General features: G+C 68.3%; 11 protein-coding genes and 1 pseudogene. 6 read left to right on the top strand and 6 right to left on the bottom strand.

All coding sequences use genetic code 11. The features are described from left to right. Window positions 1–104: 104 nt before the first annotated feature. Window positions 105–1553: pseudogene (gene purF, locus BLW83_RS02965) on the top strand (amidophosphoribosyltransferase); the annotation flags it as partial. Between the two features lie 101 nt (window positions 1554–1654). On the opposite strand, the gene BLW83_RS02970 reads toward purF, so the two are convergent. Both BLW83_RS02970 and BLW83_RS02975 read right to left on the bottom strand, forming a co-directional pair. After that, on the bottom strand, window positions 1655–2656 hold the full coding sequence (locus tag BLW83_RS02970; RefSeq protein WP_090845345.1) for a glycosyltransferase family 2 protein: 1002 nt from the start codon (window positions 2654–2656) through the stop codon (window positions 1655–1657). A gap of 31 nt (window positions 2657–2687) precedes the next feature. Beyond that, a complete protein-coding gene (locus BLW83_RS02975; RefSeq protein ID WP_218139062.1) occupies window positions 2688–2867 on the bottom strand; it encodes a hypothetical protein in 180 nt (59 codons plus the stop codon). Between the two features lie 296 nt (window positions 2868–3163). Here BLW83_RS02975 and BLW83_RS02980 point away from each other — a divergent pair, with 296 nt between their 5' ends. Further along, window positions 3164–3646 (top strand): pyridoxamine 5'-phosphate oxidase family protein, encoded by a 483-nt coding sequence (locus BLW83_RS02980; RefSeq protein ID WP_090845349.1) that lies wholly within the window; start codon window positions 3164–3166, stop codon window positions 3644–3646. A gap of 69 nt (window positions 3647–3715) precedes the next feature. Here BLW83_RS02980 and BLW83_RS02985 read toward each other — a convergent pair whose 3' ends face one another. Together BLW83_RS02985 and BLW83_RS02990 are read right to left on the bottom strand one after the other, a co-directional pair. After that, window positions 3716–5716, bottom strand: coding sequence for a DUF4139 domain-containing protein (locus BLW83_RS02985; protein ID WP_090845350.1), 2001 nt, complete (start codon window positions 5714–5716; stop codon window positions 3716–3718). 272 nt (window positions 5717–5988) lie between these two features. Then, the gene (locus BLW83_RS02990; RefSeq protein ID WP_090845351.1) at window positions 5989–6990 is read right to left on the bottom strand and encodes a 2-hydroxyacid dehydrogenase; all 1002 of its coding nucleotides are present in this window, start codon (window positions 6988–6990) and stop codon (window positions 5989–5991) included. A gap of 137 nt (window positions 6991–7127) precedes the next feature. Here BLW83_RS02990 and BLW83_RS02995 point away from each other — a divergent pair, with 137 nt between their 5' ends. Beyond that, window positions 7128–7784, top strand: coding sequence for an SH3 domain-containing protein (locus tag BLW83_RS02995; protein WP_425433925.1), 657 nt, complete (start codon window positions 7128–7130; stop codon window positions 7782–7784). A 26-nt stretch (window positions 7785–7810) separates the two neighbouring features. On the opposite strand, the gene BLW83_RS15645 is transcribed toward BLW83_RS02995, so the two are convergent. Continuing rightward, on the bottom strand, window positions 7811–7969 hold the full coding sequence (locus tag BLW83_RS15645) for a hypothetical protein (RefSeq protein ID WP_177172467.1): 159 nt from the start codon (window positions 7967–7969) through the stop codon (window positions 7811–7813). Window positions 7970–8201: 232 nt separating this feature from the next. Between BLW83_RS15645 and BLW83_RS03000 the strand changes: the two genes are divergently transcribed. Further along, window positions 8202–10136: a DEAD/DEAH box helicase gene (locus BLW83_RS03000; protein ID WP_090845355.1), complete on the top strand. Its 1935-nt coding sequence runs from the start codon at window positions 8202–8204 to the stop codon at window positions 10134–10136. Window positions 10137–10143: 7 nt separating this feature from the next. On the opposite strand, the gene BLW83_RS03005 is transcribed toward BLW83_RS03000, so the two are convergent. Next, a complete protein-coding gene (locus tag BLW83_RS03005; RefSeq protein WP_090845358.1) occupies window positions 10144–10896 on the bottom strand; it encodes an SDR family NAD(P)-dependent oxidoreductase in 753 nt (250 codons plus the stop codon). A gap of 231 nt (window positions 10897–11127) precedes the next feature. Between BLW83_RS03005 and BLW83_RS03010 the strand changes: the two genes are divergently transcribed. Together BLW83_RS03010 and BLW83_RS03015 are read left to right on the top strand one after the other, a co-directional pair. After that, a complete protein-coding gene (locus BLW83_RS03010; protein ID WP_245728596.1) occupies window positions 11128–12969 on the top strand; it encodes a sigma-54-dependent Fis family transcriptional regulator in 1842 nt (613 codons plus the stop codon). 121 nt (window positions 12970–13090) lie between these two features. Beyond that, on the top strand, window positions 13091–15244 hold the full coding sequence (locus tag BLW83_RS03015; protein WP_090845360.1) for a hydantoinase/oxoprolinase family protein: 2154 nt from the start codon (window positions 13091–13093) through the stop codon (window positions 15242–15244). Window positions 15245–15260 lie beyond the last annotated feature (16 nt).

Raw genomic sequence — 15260 nt, forward strand, 5'->3', positions numbered from 1 at the left:
GGGCGTGACTTTTGCGCGAGGGCGCATTAGATACCGCAGCGAAGGTCCGGGCGCCCCGCGCGCCCCGCCGCCAGCCCCTGTTTTCCGAAAGCCAAGGTCCAGCCATGCAGCCCTTTCTCGCGGACCCCTTCGACAGTGACCGTCTGCACGAGGAATGCGGCGTCTTTGGCGTGATCGGCATGGCCGAGGCCGCCAATTTCGTGGCGCTGGGGCTGCATGCCCTGCAACATCGCGGGCAAGAGGCCGGGGGCATCATCTCGTATCACCCCGACAAGGGCTTCAGCAGCGCGCATCGTTTTGGCTATGTGCGCGACAATTTCACCAAGGCGTCGCTGATGGAGACCCTGCCGGGCGAAATCGCCATCGGCCATGTGCGCTATTCCACCGCCGGCGCCAAAGGCCCGGCAATCCGCGATGTCCAGCCGTTCTTTGGCGAATTCGCCATGGGTGGCAGCGCCATCGCCCATAACGGCAACATCACCAACGCGGTCGCCCTGCGCCGCGAGCTGATCGAGCGCGGCTCGATCTTTCAGTCCGGCTCGGACAGCGAATGTATCATCCACCTGATGGCGCGCTCGATCCAGCGTTCCATCCCCGAGCGGATGAAGGACGCGCTGCGCCGCGTCGAGGGCGCGTTTTCCGTCATCGCCATGACCCGCACCAAGCTGATCGGGGTGCGCGACCCGCTGGGCGTGCGGCCGCTGGTGCTGGGGCGGCTGGCGGGGGGCGCCTATGCGCTGGCGTCCGAAACCTGCGCGCTGGACATCATCGGCGCCGAGTTCGTGCGCGAGATCGAGCCGGGCGAGATGGTGGTGATTTCCAAGGGGCTGATCGAAAGCTCGCGCCCCTTCGGGCTGTCGGCGCCGCGGTTCTGCATCTTTGAACATGTGTATTTCAGCCGCCCCGATTCGATCATCGGCGGCCGTTCCGTCTATGAAACCCGCCGCCAGATCGGGGTGGAGCTTGCGCGCGAGGCCCCGATTGATGCCGATCTGGTCTGCCCCGTCCCCGACAGCGGCACCCCGGCGGCCATCGGCTATGCCCATGAAAGCGGCATTCCCTATGGCATGGGTATCATCCGCAACCAGTATGTCGGCCGCACCTTCATCGAGCCGACCGACCAGATCCGCAACATGGGCGTGCGGCTGAAACTGAACGTGAACCGGGCGCTGGTCGCGGGCAAACGGGTGGTGCTGGTGGACGATTCGGTGGTGCGCGGCACCACCTCGCGCAAGATGAAGGACATGGTTCTGGACGCAGGCGCGGCCGAGGTGCATTTCCGCATCGCCTCGCCCCCCACCGCCTGGCCGTGTTTCTATGGCGTCGATACCCCCGACCGTGACAAGCTGCTGGCCGCGCGCATGTCGCCCGAGGAAATGCGCGAGTGGATGGGGGTGGACAGCCTCGCCTTTGTTTCGCTGGACGGGCTGTATCGTGCCGTGGGCGAGGCCGGCGGGCGCAACGACCGTTGCCCGCAATATTGCGACGCCTGTTTTTCGGGGGATTACCCGGTCGCGCCCTTCGACCAGTTGCAGCGCGGTTTCCGCATGAAGCCCGACCCGATGTCGGGCGATGCCGAGGCCCAGCCCGACCAGTCCGGGTATGAGCCGGTGGACCACACGTTGACCCCCAACAGCGCCACCCGCGCCGCCAGCTAGTAATCCATGATCACCGCGATCAGCGCCGCGTAGCGGCGCTCGGTCTCGGCCTGCGCGGCGGCGATGTCCGGGATCGCCAGCAGCCGCGCATGTTCCACGCGCAGGGCCGCGCCGTGGCGGTCGGCAAACCCGGTGTCGCGGATCCGCGCCCCGGCGATGCGGTCGAAATACCCCGAGGTGTGGCGGGCATTCGCCTCGCCCTTGGGGGCCGCCCCCCGGCCCCGATCATGGCGCAGCAGATATGAGGCCAGCGACTTGACCGCGTAATGGTTGTAATGGGCCAGCCCATGGCGGATGTCCTCGATCGGCACGTTGCGCAGCACCTCCCACAGCTTGCCGCCCGGCGGGATCGCAAGGCGAGAGCCGTCGGCGCGCAGCACCGTCAACGCATCCTCGCCGCGATAACCCACCACCGAGTGGTTGTGGATCTGCCGGAACCGTCCCACCCCGCGGGCCAGCGTCTTGACCGGCCGGTTGGCGCCATGGCGCGCGGGCAGGCGCAGGGGGAATTGTTCCGTCACCAGCCCCGGCTGCCAGCGCGGGTCGCGACTGGTGCCGAAGGTCAGCGGGTTCAGCATGATGATGTCGTCGCCGGCATCGGCCTGCGCTGTCAGGTCCTGCACACGCCCGCCGTCGGTGGTCACGTCCAGAAACTCATCCGCATCCAGCACCATCAGCCAGTCGGCCGCATCCAGCCCGTGGCGGCGGCGGATCCCGGCATAGGCGGAATGCTGGGGCAGCTCGCCCGGCTGAACCTCGTTACGGAAATGGGTGATCGCGCCCGCCCGGTCCAGCGCGTCCAGCAGCAGGTCGGTGCCGTCGCGACAGTCGTTCGAGGCGATGAAGATACGGTCAAAGCCGATGGCGCGGTGATGGGCCACGAATTCCAGCACGAACGGTCCCTCGTCGCGCATCGAGCACATCAGCACATGGCCGCTGGCAGCTCGGGGGGGCGCGGGCTTCAACTGCGCTGGGTCCAGCGGATCCGGTTCCGGCATGACGATGCTCCGCCTGAAGGGGGTCGGGCGATCAGGCCGCGCGGTCGGGATCGGCGGCTTCCGGGCCGGGCTCGGCGCAACCTTCTGCCTCGGCTTCGGCCTGCCGGACGATCGAGTCAAACAGATCCTGAACTTCCTGCTCTGACAGGTCGTCGAGGGTGGTTCCGGGGGGCAGCAGGATTTCTACGGCGTGGCGTGTCGGATGATGCATGTCGTCGCTCAATTACATGGTGCTGCACGAAATCCCGTGCGGCCCGGATCGGCCAAACGGACATTACGTCCTTATCGAAGCGTCCGCACCGGCCCAAGACGCCCGCCGGCGTCATTCGGCATCACAAAGCCGTGGCAGCCACGGCATTCACGACCGCCCTGGCAATCAAGGCCCCGCGACGGCGTCGCGCGAACACGGCGGTCATCCTGCCGTGGCAACGGAAAATCGCAAAGTCCGGAACGTCCCCGGCGCCCTTGCGTTGTTTTCCCCTTCCAGACGACGAACAGGACGCAACCATGACCGATCACGACGACCATCTGAAAAAATTCTGGGACCGGCTCGAAGGGCTGAACTCGGGCATGCTGGGCCTGACCGAGGACGCCCGGCTGGTGCCCATGTCGCATCAGGCCGAGGCCGAGACCGGCAAGCTGTGGTTCATCACGGCCAAGGGAACCGATCTGGCCCGCGCGCTGGCCGGGGGCGACAAGGACGCCGTGCATGTGGTCAGCGACGAGGGCAAGGGGCTGTTCGCCCGCATCCACGGAACGCTGGCCCTGTCGGACGACCGCGCCAAGCTGGACGAACTGTGGAGCGTCGTGGCCTCAAGCTGGTTCAAGGACGGAAAACAGGACGAGGATGTCCAGCTTCTGCGCTTCGACCTGGCCGAGGCCGAGGTCTGGGTCACCGGCGGCAGCCTGTCCTTCATCTATCAGATCGCAAAGTCCAAGGTGACCGGCGACGAACCGGATATAGGCGAGCATTTCACCCTCTCTTTCTGAAATCTTTCCGCTGGCTGGATCGGTCATGCGTGGCCGCGGTCGGGATTTGACCGCGGCCATCGCCGTCATTCAAAGTTCGCGTATGAACGCCGCGAATTCCTCGCGCAGTCGCGTCAATCCTGCCTCTGCCTGCCGGCGACGCTCGGCAAGCTCGGCAATGCGGTCCTCTTCTTCTTCCAGCATCGACACATAGCGCCGGCCAAGGGCGCTGTCGCCGGGCACGGCGGCAAGGTTTTCCCGAATGCGCGTCTGGTTCTGCGAGGCGCGGTCAATGTCCTGCCCGATCTCGGCAACGCTTTCTTGCGCCCGCGCGATCTCGGCGCGCCGCTCGGCAAGACCGGCAAGCATTTCGACAGTTCCGGCGTCGTCGATCTGCCCCGACCAATAAAGCAGCGTCTCGGCATCGGCATCCATCAGCCCGATGCTCTCGGTCTCGGTGCGTTCATTGACAGCCGCAATCTCGGCAGTGGCGCCTTGTTCCAGCTCGATGCGCAGGCGGTGATGGGTCGGCGTGTCCTCGGCAAGCGAGGTCGAGCTGAAGCGCCAGCCCGCACGGCGCGGATGTTCGACAATCACCGTCCGCGGCGCATCCTGCGCGCCGGCGATTGCATAGGTCGTCTGCGCGCGGGTGATGCGCGTCGCGCGCAAAACGCCTTGGGCAACAGTAGCACGAAACACGGTTTCATCGCGGCCGGCGCTGGTGGTGACCTCGACCTTGCGGTCGGTGGCAAAGCTGATCATGCGGCTTTCGCCGGCGGGCAGGCCCCGCAACTCGGCATCGCCCGCATAGCCTTCGTCGTTCGCCGCATAAACCGTGACGATGCCGGGCGGCAGGGTCGTGCCGGTCCCGTTTTCCAGCCTCAGGGCGGAAATCGGATGGACGCTTCCGCTCTCGGGTTGGAAAAGCGAGATGCGCTCTGCCTCGAGTTCGGCATCCATGAATGGAACGGACAGGGTGCGTCCGGCGGAAAGATCAACAGGATCCGGCAGGCGATAGATGGCCGCGGCCTCGCCCTCGGTGGCCTCGGCCTGGGCAAGCGCCATCGACGGCGCCACTGCGGCCACGGGGGCGGCCGCCAACAGCCGGGCTTCGGATTGCACGCGATTCGCGAAACCGGCCTGGTCGCCGGCCATTTCGGCCGCTTGGCCCTTGAAGCTGTCGGGCCGTGGCGGTGCGGCCGCCTGTGCCAGGACCGGCAGTTGCGGGCGTTCGTGCCAATAGCGCTGGTGAAGCCGTTGGGCGAGAGTGACCGGCGCACCCGAAGACAGCGTGACGGCGACGTCACGCCAATCCTCGCCGGTCGCGTTCTCGATCACGGCCCAGGCCTGCAGCCGGGCGTCCTTACCCGTGCCCAGCATCAGCCGATAGGCGGTTTTCCACACCGGCGCAGCCACCACATAATCAAGCCGCACGTCGCGCTGGCTGTCGCCTTGCAGCGCAATCGCGATGGTGCGCGTTTCGTCCGTCCGCCCGCGTCCGCTGACAGACGCCGCCTCGCGCAGGCTGGCGCGCACGGCCGGGTCAAGGATGTCGAGCTCGGTATCGGCGCGCAGTCGAAGCACCGCGATGCGGCCGTCCTGGGTCATCACCGACAGGATCGGATCGCGCTCGGCGGCGCCGTCCTCGGCTTGCGGCGCGGTCTCGACCCCCAGCACCACGCCCTCGACCGTGCGCCCGCCCGAACCTGCGCGAACGCTGATCCCCTGAAGCGCGCCCAGCAGGCGCGGCAGCGAATGCATGTCGTCGGGCGTGAAGGGCAGGCGGCGGAAGGTTTCATCGACCGGCGACAATCCGTCCAGCGACATCGAGGCGACACCGCCGGCAGGATCGCGCACGATCAGGCTTTTGAGAATGTCATCGACCTGCTCAAGCGGAACGTCGAAATCGAACCCGGTCGCGCCGCCGACACGCACGCTGCGATGGATTTCGGCAACTCCGCCCGATGACATGGTCACCGCCTCGATCCGCTGGGCGTCGTCTTGCGCCAAGGCCGTGCCGACCGGCAGCCCGACCAGCAGACAGGCGCCCGTCATCAGGGCCGGCGCAAGTTTCAGGTCGTGGGTCTTCATCCCGATCCTCCTGGAATTGTTGTTCGTCTGCTGCCCCGCACTACGCTTTCCAGCCGCCGCCCACTGCCGGACAGGCTGCCGCGAAAGGATCCGCGCTCGGGTGCGGAAAACATAGCCGGCAAATGCGGGCTTTGGCAGGACGCAGTGCGAGCCAACCATAAAAGTGATATGCTCCGGCGGCTGGCCACGCATCGCTCGCGGGCGCAGACGACCGGGGGCGACGGCGGATGCAGGAAAAGCGGACGGCGCCCTGCCGCCGGGGCGCGCGCGTGTCACAGCATCGAGGGCAGCACCATGTCCGGGGGCCGATGACCGTCGGCAAAGGTCTTGATGTTGATGATGACCTTTTCGCCCATCTCGTTGCGCCCCTCGACCGTGGCCGAACCCATATGCGGCAGCAGCACCACGTTGGGGGCCTCGCGCAGGCGGGGGTTGATGTCGTGGCCGTGCTCGAACACATCCAGCCCCGCCCCCGCCAGATCGCCGGCGCGCAGCATCCTCGTCAGGGCGTTTTCGTCGATCACCTCGCCGCGCGAGGTGTTCACGATCACCGCCGTCGGCTTCATCAGCTTGAGCCGGCGCGCGCTGAGCAGGTGAAAGGTCGAGGGCGTGTGCGGCGCATTGATCGACAGGATGTCGACGCGCGCCAGCATCTGGTCAAGGCTTTCCCACCAGGTGGCGTGCAGTTCGGCCTCGGTCTCGGGGCGCAGGCGGCGGCGGTTGTGGTAATGCACCTGCATGCCAAAGACATTGGCCCGCCGCGCCACCGCCTGCCCGATCCGGCCCATGCCAAGGATCCCCAGCCGCCGCCCGCCGATGCGCCCGCCCAGATGCGCGGTCGGCGACCAGCCGTCCCAGCGGCCCGACTGCATCTCGGCCAGCCCCTCGGGGATGCGGCGGGTCACGGCCAGCATCAGCGCGATGGCCATGTCGGCGGTGTCCTCGGTCACGACCCCGGGGGTGTTCGTGACCTGGATGCCCCGGCTGCGGGCCGAGGCCACGTCGATGTGATCGACCCCCGCGCCATAATTGGCGATCAGCCGCAGCCGCTCGCCCGCCTGCGCCAGCAGCCCCGCGTCGATCTGGTCGGTGATGGTGGGGACCAGCACGTCGCTGTCGCGCATCGCCTGCGCCAGTTCCTCGCGGGTCATGCCTGTGTCGGTTTCGCGCAGTGACACGTCGAACAGCTCGGCCAGACGTGCCTCGACCGCCTTGGGCAGGCGGCGGGTCACGACGACCTTGAGCCGATCACGCTTGGGTGCGATGTCAGCCATGTGACCTCTCTTCCAATGCCGGGTTTCGTTTGGCAAACTGCCCGCAAGGCGGGGCTTGCACAAGACCCCGGGGGCAGACGGCCCGATTGACAGGCAGACATGCCGCGGCATTCCGCGGCCGGCAGGGAAGAACCGAGATGAGCAAGCGATCCGGGGCACGGGCTTGTGCGGCGCGGATGCGGCGTTCGGGCTGGGCGGCGCTGGCCGTGGCCGCCGCAGTTGGCATTGGCGCCGGCATCGCGACCGGCGGGGCGACCGGCCGGGCTGCGGCGCAAGAGGCCGCGGATCCCGCGATCCAGATCGACCGCAGCGACGTGACCGCCGATTCCCTGATCAGCCGCCACCAAGCCGCCCCCCGCGACCCCAATCGCGGCCCGGTCACCAACCTGCCCCTGCCCCGCTACGTCAGCCTGAAAGGGGGCGAGGGCAACGCCCGCCGCGGCCCGTCGCTGTCGCATCGGATCGACTGGGTGTTCCGCCATCCGGGAATGCCGCTGCTGGTGGTCGCGGAATTCGGGCACTGGCGCCGGGTCGAGGATCAGGACGGCGCCGGCGGCTGGGTGCATTATTCGCTGCTGTCGGGGGTGCGCACCGCCATCATCACCACCGACATGGCCGAGCTGCGCAGCCGCGCCGACCCCAATGCCTCGGTGCTGGCACGGGCCGAGGCGGGCGCCATCGTGCGGCTGCACGAATGCTCGCCCGACTGGTGCCGGGTCTCGGGCGGGGGCGAAAAGGGCTGGGTGGTCAAGACCTCGCTCTGGGGGGTGGACCCGGGCGAAATCCGGGACTGAGCGGGCGCCGCGGGACCGGCCCCGGATTACTGCGCCACCACCGTCACCGAATCGCCGCCGGGCGGGGTCACGACCGTGACGGGATCGGTGCCGGGCGAGGTGATGGTGGTCGTCGTCGGCCCCGGCGCGCAGGCTGCAATCGTCAGGATCGCGGCGGCGGCCAACGCGGGTTTGATGCGGAACATGTCGATCTCCTTTTCAGTGCATGTGGATAGCGGCCAAGGCCGCCTGACAAGGAACGCGCAATCCCCCTGATTTCGTTCCCCAAGGGGGCGAATCGTCCTTGACTTGGCGGCGCGGGGGATGCACGAACCGCTCTTTCGGCCCATAAGCTCGGGGACGGCAGGCGGTGGACGCCGGCCGCAAGGGGCAAGGTGCCGTCCAACGGATGCGCGCCATCCCCTTCAGGCTGATAAGATGAACGATCACGAAATTGCCGCGCCGCTGGCCGCGGCCCTGGCGGCCAAGGGCTATGCCAGCCTCACCTCTGTCCAGCAGGCGGTGCTGACCCCTGACGCCACCGGGCGCGACCTGCTGGTGTCGGCGCAGACCGGGTCCGGCAAGACCGTCGGTTTCGGGCTGGCCATGGCCTCGGACATCCTAGACGACGGGCAGCTGCCGCTGGGCGGGCTGCCGGTGGCGCTGGCCATCGCCCCCACGCGCGAGCTGGCGTTGCAGGTCGCGCGCGAACTGGGCTGGCTTTACGCCCAGACCGGGGCGCAGATCGCCACCTGCGTCGGCGGCATGGATTTCCGCACCGAGCGCCGGGCCCTGGACCGCGGCGCGCAGATCGTCGTCGGCACGCCGGGGCGGCTGCGCGACCATCTGGAACGCGCCAGCCTTGACCTGTCCACCCTGCGCGCCTGCGTGCTGGACGAGGCCGACGAGATGCTGGACCTTGGCTTCCGCGAGGATCTGGAATTCATCCTGCAAGCCGCCCCCGCCGACCGCCGCACGCTGATGTTTTCGGCCACCGTGCCGCCCGCCATCGCGAAGCTTGCGACCGAGTTCCAGCGCGACGCCCTGCGAGTCGTTGCCACCGGCGAGGCGCGCCAGCACGGCGACATCGCCTATCGTGCCGCCAGTGTCACCCAGCGCGACCGTGAAAACGCCATCTTCAACCTGCTGCGTTTCCACGATGCGCGCACCGCCATCGTGTTCTGCAAGACCCGCGCCAACGTGAACCACCTGCTGGCGCGGATGGGCAACCGCGGGTTTCGCGCCGTGGCGCTGTCGGGCGAGCTCAGCCAGCAGGAGCGCACTCATGCCCTGCAAGCGTTGCGCGACGGGCGCGCGCAGGTCTGCATCGCCACCGACGTGGCCGCGCGCGGCATCGACCTGCCGGGGCTGGATCTGGTGATCCACGCCGACCTGCCGACCAACTCGGAAACGCTGCTGCACCGTTCGGGGCGCACCGGGCGGGCGGGGTCCAAGGGGATCTCGGCGCTGATCGTCACCCCCGCGGACTACAAAAAGGCGCAGCGGTTGCTGCAAGGGGCGCGGGTGACGGCGGAATGGGGCAAGGCGCCCTCGGCCGACGAGGTGCGGGCGCGCGACGATGCGCGGATGCTCGACCACCCTGCCCTGACCGCCGATCCGGGCGACGAGGCCGAGGCCGCCGACCGGCTGCTGGAACGTTTCGGCGCAAGCCAGGTCGCCGCCGCCTTTGCCCGGCTGTGGCGCGAGGGGCGCCCGGTCCCCGAGGAACTGGCCGACGCCCCCACCCCCGGCGCGCCCTCGGCCCCGCGCGCGCGTGGCGATTTCAGCGATGCCGCGTGGTTTTCGCTGTCGGTCGGCCATACCGGCCGCGCCGAGGCCCGCTGGCTGCTGCCCAAGATCTGCGAGGCCGGCGGCATCACCCGCGACGCCATCGGCGCGATCCGCGTGCGCGAAAACGAAAGCTTCGTCCAGATCGCCGCCGCCATGGCGCCCCGCTTTGGCCCCGTGACCGAGATCGAGCCGGGGCTGGTCATGCGCCGCATCGACGGCGAACCCGCCGACGACCGCGCCCCCCGCCCGCGCGCACCCGCCCCCCGGCGCAGCGCCGCCAGCGAACCCTCGCACCCGCCGCGCTGGCAGCCGCTGGCGGATGCCGACAGCCCTTCGGCCGCGAAATACGGGGCAAAAAAGCCCGGCCCCGGAAAATTCGCCGCAGGAAAACAGGGCGCGCGGAAATACCGGGCCGAGGACGCGCCGCCCGAACAGGCGGACGCGCGGCCCGCCACCCCCCGCCCGAAACGCGCCCCCGCGGCAGCAGCCGGGGCAAGGCGCACGACCAAGCCCGCGGGCGGCGCGGCGCGGCCGCAGCGCCCGGGAAAGCCGCGGGGACCGGGCAAGCCGCCGCGGCGCTGACCCGCGCCTAGCCGGCGGTATAGCCTCCGTCGACCACCAGCGCGGCGCCGGCCATGAAGCTGGCGCCCTCGGACAGCAGGAACGCCGCCGCATGGGCGATCTCGTCGGCCCGGCCCAGCCGGCCGATGGCGTGCTTGCCGACCAGCGCCGCGCGGGTATCGGCGTCCAGCGCGTCCAGCAGCGGGGTGTCGACATAGCCCGGGTGGATCGAATTGACCCGCACCCCCTGCGCCGCATAGGCCAGCCCGGCCGAGCGGGTCAGCCCGGTGACCCCGTGTTTCGCCGCCACATAGGCCGGCGCGCCGGGATCGCCCACCAGCCCCAGGATCGAGGACATGTTCACGATCGCCCCGCCGCCCGCAGCCAGCATCGCCGGGATCTGATAGCGCAGCCCGTATTGCACCCCGCTGAGGTTGACGGCGATCACGCGCTGCCAGTCCTCGGGGGACAGCTCGCCCGCCGGCAGCAGCGTGCCGCCGATACCCGCGTTGTTAAAGGCCATGTGCAGCGCGCCGAACCGCTCGACCGCCAGCGCGACCGCTGATTGCGCATCCTCGGGGCGGGACACGTCGCCCGCATGGGCCACCGCCTGCCCGCCGGCATCCGTGATGGCGGCGGCCAGCGCCCGGGCCTTGTCCGAATCGATGTCCGACACCACCAGCCGCAACCCATTGTCCGCCAGCAGCCGCGCCGTCGCCTCGCCGATGCCGGACCCCGCGCCGGTGACAAGCGCGGTATCGCCTTTGAAACTGTATTTCATGGAAATCTCCGTGGTTTGCCGGAAGGTCGGGGGCGATGCCGGCCGCGGCCGCTTTGGCGCGGCGCGATCCCGCGCCCGCCCCAGAATAACCCCGCCCCCGCCCGTGGCCAGAGCATCGCCCCGCCTGCGTCGATATGTGGCCGCCCCCCGCCCCCGCACCGGCGGCACGCCGCCCATATCGGGATGAATCGTTGCGACACTGCGGCCATTGTGCAACATAAGCGCGAGTGCATGGACCGTTTGTCAGGGGAGGGGCTGATGGTCGCCAGCATTTCCAAAGCCGATTGGGAAAACTTCCGCGCTGTCGGGCGGGTGCCGCCCAGCATCCGCGAAGTCGTGCTGCAAAGCTGGAAGCGCTCGTCAAGGCTGGCCATGGCCTCGCCGAAACATGCGCCATTGCTGGGGCCGGACGACCTGCACGCCACCCGAACCCACGCCCGCCGCCTGCGTCAGGCGGCACATGCCGCGTTATCCAAGGCGGATTTCCTGCTGCGTCAGTCCGGTAACATGATGCTGCTGTGCGACCAGGATTGCGTGGTGCTGGATGCGGTGGGTGATTCGGACACCATCTCGCGCGGCCGCGAAAACCACCTGCATCTGGGCGGGAAATGGTCCGAATCCGCCATCGGCACCAATGCGATCGGCACCGCGATCCATCTGGGCCGCTCGGTGCAGGTCGACGGGCCGGAACATTTCTGCGAAGAAATCCAGCGCTGGAACTGCGCGGCCAGCCCGGTCAAGGATCCGGGCACCGGGCAGCTGCTGGGGGTGGTGAACATCTCGTGGTCGGCGGGGCAGAAACAGCCGGGCAGCACGGCGCTGTCCTCGGCCTTTGCGTTGCAGGTGGAAAGCGAGCTGGCCCACCGGCTGGCGCAGGACCGCCAGCTGCTGCTGCAATATCTGCACCAGCGCCGCATGTCGGAACCGGTGCTGCTGCTGGACCGCACGGGGGCCGAGATATTTTCCTCGGAAAGTTTCGCCGGCCTGCCCGATCTCTCGCAGGCGCTGGCCGAGCTGCGCCACAGGTTGCCGCAGCTGATCGAGCGCGGCGCCGACCATGTGGCCGAGGCGCTGGCCGGCCACCTGCCCGACGCCGCGCTGGACGTGATCGAACCGCGCGCCGACGCGATCGGGCTGGTGATTTCGCTGAAATCACCCTCGCGCCGGCGTAGGGCCGAGACGCTGGATCTGGCGCAGCTGTCGCGCACCGGCGCCACCATGGCCGAGCTGGTGGCGCAGGCCCAGCGGCTGCTGGAAACCAGCCTGCCGATCCTGATCGAGGGCGAGACCGGCACCGGCAAGGCCACGCTGGCGCGCGCCATGCACGAGGCCACGCGCACCATGCGCGACGCCCCCTCGCATGGGCCCTCGCGCTTCACCATGCTGGAATGCGCGCTGCTGTCGGACGAGGGGCTGCGCGAGGACATGGCCCGCGACGGGCTGGCCTTTGACGGGGGCACGCTGTGCCTGGACAGCCCCGGCCGCGCCAGCCCCGCCGTGCAGAAGCTGCTGCTGAGCGTGATCGAGACCGCCGAGCGCGCGGGCTGCCGGGTGATCACCCTCGCCTCGCGCTCGCTGTTTCAGATGATGCAGGACGGCAGCCTGCACCGCGAGCTTTACTATCGCATCGCCGGCGCAAGGCTGACCATCCCGCCGCTGCGCGAGCGGCCCGACGAAATTCCGCTGTATCTGCACGCGATCCTGGCCCGGCACCGGCGGGAAAACGGCGGGCGCGAGCTGCGCCTGACCGCCGCCGCCATGGCGGTGCTGCGCGCACATTCATGGCCCGGCAACCTGCGCGAGATGCAAAATCTGGTCTCGGCCTTGTCGGCGCTGTCGCGCAGCGCCCTGATCGACGCCCGCGACCTGCCCCCCGAGATCGCCCGCCCCGAGGGCGGCGCCCCCGGGCGCGAGGACAGCCTGCTTGATGTCGAAAAAACCGAGATCATCGCCGCGCTGGACGCCACCGCCGGCAACATGACCGAGGCCGCGCGGCGGCTGGGGATCGCGCGCTCGACCCTTTATCTCAAGCTTGAGGCTTACGGGATCACGCGGCCGCGCAGCAAACCCTAAGCCGCGTCCGCAGCATGTCCGTCAGCCTGTCCGAATATCGGACACCCCGCCGATCACGCCTGATTCCATCCTGAACCCGACCCGCCAGCCATGGCGGGCCGGTCAAAGGGAGGAGTGAGACGTGCCACTTGACAGCAAGAACAAGCGATCCGTGCAGGTGCTTGGCATCGACGCCGGCGGGACCATGACGGACACATTCTTTGTGGATGCCGACGGCGAATTCGTCGTGGGCAAGGCGCAATCGACGCCGCAGGACGAATCCGTCGGGCTGATCGAATCCTCGCGCGAGGGGCTTGAGGCCTGGGGGCTGGAACTGTCCGACGCGCTGGGGTCATTGCAGACGGGGGTCTATTCCGGCACCGCGATGCTGAATCGCGTGGTGCAGCGCAAGGGGCTGCGCACCGGGCTGATCGTCAATGCGGGGATGGAGGATTTCCACCGCATGGGCCGCGCGATCCAGGCCTATCTGGGCTTTGCGTATGAAGACCGCATCCACCTGAACACCCATTACTACGACGACCCGCTGGTCCCCCGCCACCTGACCCGCGGCGTGATGGAACGCGTGGACATGTTCGGCACCGTGGTAATCCCCCTGCGCGAAGACGGCGCAAGGAAAGCCGCGCGCGAGCTGATCGAGCAGGATGTGGAAGGCATCGTGATCTCGTTCCTGCACAGCTACAAGAACCCCGCGCATGAACGCCGCGTCCGCGACATCGTGATCGAGGAACTCAAGGCTGCGGGCAAGGACATCCCCGTATTCGCCTCGGTCGATTACTATCCGCTGCGCAAGGAAACCCACCGCACCAACACCACCATTCTGGAAGCCTTTGCGGCGGAACCCTCGCGCAAGTCGCTCAAGCAGATCTCGTCGGCGTTCCACGATCACGGCGCGAAATTCGACATGCGGGTGATGGCCACACACGGCGGCACCATCAGCTGGAAAGCCAAGGAGCTGGCCCGCACCATCGTGTCCGGCCCCATCGGCGGCGTGATCGGCGCGAAATACCTGGGCGAGGTGCTGGGCTATTCCAACATCGCCTGCACCGACATCGGCGGCACCTCGTTCGACGTGGCGCTGATCACCCAGAACGAACTGACCATCCGCAACGACCCCGACATGGCGCGGCTGGTGCTGTCCTTGCCGCTGGTCGCGATGGATTCGGTTGGGTCGGGCGCGGGCACCTATATCCGGCTGGACCCCTATACCAAGGCGATCAAGCTGGGCCCGGACAGCGCCGGCTATCGCGTCGGCGTCTGCTGGGCCGAATCCGGCGTGGAAACCGTTACCATTTCCGACTGCCACGTCATCCTGGGCTATCTGAACCCCGACAACTTCCTGGGCGGACAGGTCAAGCTTGACCGCGAACGCGCCTGGAACGCGATGAAGGAACAGGTCGCCGACCCGCTGGGCCTGTCGGTCGAGGATGCCGCCGCCGGGGTGATCGAGCTGCTGGACAGCGACCTGCGCGACTATGTGCGCTCGATGATCTCGGGCAAGGGGTCCAGCCCCAGCAACTTTGTCTGCTTCAGCTATGGCGGCGCGGGGCCGGTCCACACCTACGGCTATACGCAGGGGATGGGGTTCGAGGACATCATCATCCCGGCATGGGCCGCAGGCTTCAGCGCCTTCGGCTGCGCGGCGGCGGATTTCGAATACCGCTACGACAAGTCGCTGGACATCAACATCGCCACCGATGCCGCCGACGGACCCAAGGCCGAACAGGCCCTTGTCCTGCAAGCGGCCTGGGACGAGCTGAAAGAGCGCGTGCTCGAGGAATTCGCCATCAACGGCTATTCCGCCGACAAGGTGACGCTGCAACCCGGGTTCCGGATGCAGTATCGCGGCCAGCTGAACGACCTTGAAATCGAATCCCCGATCTCGTCGGCCGCCACCGCCGAGGACTGGGACAAGCTGGTCGATGCGTTCAACGACACCTACGGGCGCGTCTATGCCGCCTCGGCCCGCTCGCCCGAGCTGGGGTATTCGGTCACCGGCGCAATCATGCGCGGCATGGTGCCGATCCAGAAACCCAAGATCCCGCACGAGGAACTGGGGCCGGAAACCCCGCCCGAGGACGCGAAACTGGGCACCCGCAAGTTCTATCGCCACAAGAAATGGGTCGATGCGCAGCTTTACCAGATGGAAACGCTGCGCCCCGGCAACCGCATCACCGGACCCGCCATCATCGAATCCGACGCCACCACGCTGGTCGTGCCCGACGGTTTCGAGACGTTCCTGGACGGCCACCGCCTGTTCCACCTGAAAGAAGTCTGAGGGGAGGAAGATCACC

Origin of the sequence: Paracoccus alkenifer, from assembly GCF_900108405.1 — a bacterium.
GTDB classification, from domain to species: Bacteria; Pseudomonadota; Alphaproteobacteria; order Rhodobacterales; family Rhodobacteraceae; genus Paracoccus; species Paracoccus alkenifer.